Annotated in this window: 2 rRNA genes; both read left to right on the forward strand. The window is 54.5% G+C overall.

The annotated features are described in order from the left end of the window. The first annotated feature begins 298 nt into the window (after positions 1 to 298). Positions 299 to 3,205: ribosomal RNA gene (locus tag ILP92_RS18135) — 23S ribosomal RNA — on the forward strand. Positions 3,206 to 3,335: 130 nt separating this feature from the next. After that, positions 3,336 to 3,450: ribosomal RNA gene (rrf, locus tag ILP92_RS18140) — 5S ribosomal RNA — on the forward strand. Positions 3,451 to 3,652 lie beyond the last annotated feature (202 nt).

The following is a 3,652-nucleotide window of genomic DNA, read 5'->3' on the forward strand; positions in this document are numbered from 1 at the left end:
CCCGAGGATATGAAACTCCAAGTCAAGTACACTAACCCGATCCAGTCCGCCCGCACGGACGGCTGGATCATGATGATCGCAAGATCATCGACCAAACCCTTCCATACTTTGAACCAGGTGGAAGGGCGGGAAAGTATGCTTTTGATCAATGCCCATCGGAAACACAAAAGGCCGATGGGTGCAGAGGAATGGATTGTTCTCGGTCTTTCGACCGTTGGATGGTTGAGGTCGCGCAAGCGGCCTCAAGTAGCCGACAGGCGGTAGGCCATGAAACGAGAGCCATGCTTCTTCTGGATCAAATCAAGCGCGAAAAGGGCGTTTGGTGAATGCCTTGGCAGCAAGAGGCGATGAAGGACGTGATACTCTGCGATAAGCGTTGGTGAGCCGAGAATAGGCTTTGACCCAGCGATCTCCGAATGGGGCAACCCACCTGATACTCTGTTATTATTGCTTCGCAATAATACGCACTCCGTGCCGAGCGTAGCTCGGTACACCAATTCCTTCGGGAATTGGCACTGGGTGCGTAGCGGCGCAGTTAATAGCAGGGTTAACCAGGTACTTTTGACCTGAATATATAGGGTTAAAAGAGCAAACCCGGGGAACTGAAACATCTAAGTACCCGGAGGAAAGGAAATCAACAGATACTCCCCTAGTAGCGGCGAGCGAACGGGGACCAGCCGAGCCGTGAGAGTGACCAGAACGACCTGGGAAGGTCGGCCATAGCGGGTGATAGCCCCGTATGGGAAGCTCGATCGGACGTATTAAGTAGGGCGGGACACGTGAAATCCTGTCTGAACATGGGGGGACCACCCTCTAAGGCTAAGTACTCCTTGCTGACCGATAGTGAACCAGTACCGTGAGGGAAAGGTGAAAAGCACCCCGACGAGGGGAGTGAAACAGTTCCTGAAACCGAACGCCTACAATCAGTCGGAGGGCCCTCGAGGCCTGACGGCGTACCTTTTGTATAATGGGTCATCGACTTGGTCTCACAAGCAAGCTTAAGCCGTTAGGTGTAGGCGCAGCGAAAGCGAGTCTTAATAGGGCGCATGAGTTTGTGGGATCAGACCCGAAACCGAGTGATCTAGGCATGTCCAGGATGAAGGTAGGGTAACACCTACTGGAGGTCCGAACCCACACCTGTTGAAAAAGGTCGGGATGAGGTGTGCCTAGGGGTGAAAGGCCAATCAAACTCGGAGATAGCTGGTTCTCCGCGAAATCTATTTAGGTAGAGCGTCATCCGAATACCCTCGGGGGTAGAGCACTGGATGGGTAATGGGGCCCCACAGGCTTACTGATCCTAACCAAACTCCGAATACCGAGGAGTACTAGATGGCAGACACACGGCGGGTGCTAACGTCCGTCGTGGAGAGGGAAACAACCCTGACCTACAGCTAAGGCCCCTAATTCATGGCTAAGTGGGAAAGCATGTGAGACGACCAAAACAACCAGGAGGTTGGCTTAGAAGCAGCCATCCTTTAAAGATAGCGTAACAGCTCACTGGTCTAGATAAGTTGTCTTGCGGCGAAGATGTATCGGGGCTCAAGCCATGAGCCGAAGCTTAGGATGTATCGTAAGATACGTGGTAGCGGAGCGTAGTGTGAAATAGTCTCGTGTGTCCTTACCGGGCTTGCCCGGATTGGACACAAGAGGCTTTCGATGAAGCCGGGGCGTGAGCCATCCGGTGGAGAGATCACTAGCGAGAATGATGACATGAGTAGCGACAAACAGGGTGAGAGACCCTGTCGCCGAAAGTCCAAGGGTTCCTGCTTAAAGCTAATCTGAGCAGGGTAAGCCGACCCCTAAGGCGAGGCCGAAAGGCGTAGTCGATGGGAACCAGGTTAATATTCCTGGGCCAGATGGAAGTGACGGATCTCGAGGGTTGTTCGTTCTTATCGGATTGAACGGGCCGCTTAGAGGTTCCTGGAAATAGCTCCATCGCTAGATCGTACCCTAAACCGACACAGGTGGACTGGTAGAGAATACCAAGGCGCTTGAGAGAACGATGTTGAAGGAACTCGGCAAAATACCTCCGTAAGTTCGCGAGAAGGAGGCCCGGTTTCCAGGCAACTGGAGGCTGGGGGCACAAACCAGGGGGTGGCGACTGTTTACTAAAAACACAGGGCTCTGCGAAGTCGCAAGACGACGTATAGGGTCTGACGCCTGCCCGGTGCTGGAAGGTTAAAAGGAGAGGTGCAAGCCTTGAATTGAAGCCCCAGTAAACGGCGGCCGTAACTATAACGGTCCTAAGGTAGCGAAATTCCTTGTCGGGTAAGTTCCGACCTGCACGAATGGCGTAACGACTTCCCCGCTGTCTCCAACATCGACTCAGCGAAATTGAATTGCCTGTCAAGATGCAGGCTTCCCGCGGTTAGACGGAAAGACCCCGTGCACCTTTACTACAGCTTCACACTGGCATCAGGCCAAGCATGTGCAGGATAGGTGGTAGGCTTTGAAGCAGTCACGCTAGTGGCTGTGGAGCCATCCTTGAGATACCACCCTTGCTTCGCTTGATGTCTAACCGCGGTCCGTTATCCGGATCCGGGACCCTGTGTGGCGGGTAGTTTGACTGGGGCGGTCGCCTCCCAAAGAGTAACGGAGGCGTGCGAAGGTTGGCTCAGAGCGGTCGGAAATCGCTCGTTGAGTGCAATGGCAGAAGCCAGCCTGACTGCGAGACTGACAAGTCGAGCAGAGACGAAAGTCGGCCATAGTGATCCGGTGGTCCCGAGTGGAAGGGCCATCGCTCAACGGATAAAAGGTACGCCGGGGATAACAGGCTGATGGTGCCCAAGAGTCCATATCGACGGCACCGTTTGGCACCTCGATGTCGGCTCATCTCATCCTGGGGCTGGAGCAGGTCCCAAGGGTACGGCTGTTCGCCGTTTAAAGAGGTACGTGAGCTGGGTTTAGAACGTCGTGAGACAGTTCGGTCCCTATCTGCCGTGGGTGTAGGATACTTGAGAGGAGTTGCCCCTAGTACGAGAGGACCGGGGTGAACGATCCACTGGTGGACCAGTTGTCATGCCAATGGCAGTGCTGGGTAGCTATGATCGGAAAGGATAACCGCTGAAGGCATCTAAGCGGGAAGCCCCCCTCAAAACAAGGTATCCCTGAGGACCGTGGTAGACCACCACGTCGATAGGCCGGAGATGTAAGCGCAGCAATGCGTTCAGTTGACCGGTACTAATTGTCCGATAGGCTTGATTTGATCCAGTAGAAGAATGGCTCTGCCGTTCCAAACCGGAAAAGATCGAAAGCATGCACAACCCAAAGTGTGCTTGACTTGGAAAACGATGAAATCCGGGCAAAGACGCCCGGAACACGAGCTGTTTGTTCGGTTTGGTGGTCACAGCGCGAGCAAAACACCCGACCCCATTCCGAACTCGGCAGTTAAGTGCCGTTGCGCCGATGGTACTGCGTCCTAAGACGTGGGAGAGTAGGTCACCGCCAAACCTAACAAGCAGCTCGTTGATCTCTCGAACACGATGATCGGCCGCGATCCGCCCCCCAGGGCGCCTCGGGCCACCACACACCGCCGTCTCGGCATTGCGCAAGCCACCAGGCAACAGCGCATAAAAGAGTGTCGCGGGATGGAGCAGTCCGGTAGCTCGTCAGGCTCATAACCTGAAGGTCGTAGGTTCAAATCCTACTCCCG

The sequence above is a fragment of the Palleronia pontilimi genome (genome assembly GCF_016412875.1).
GTDB lineage: Bacteria > Pseudomonadota > Alphaproteobacteria > Rhodobacterales > Rhodobacteraceae > Palleronia > Palleronia pontilimi.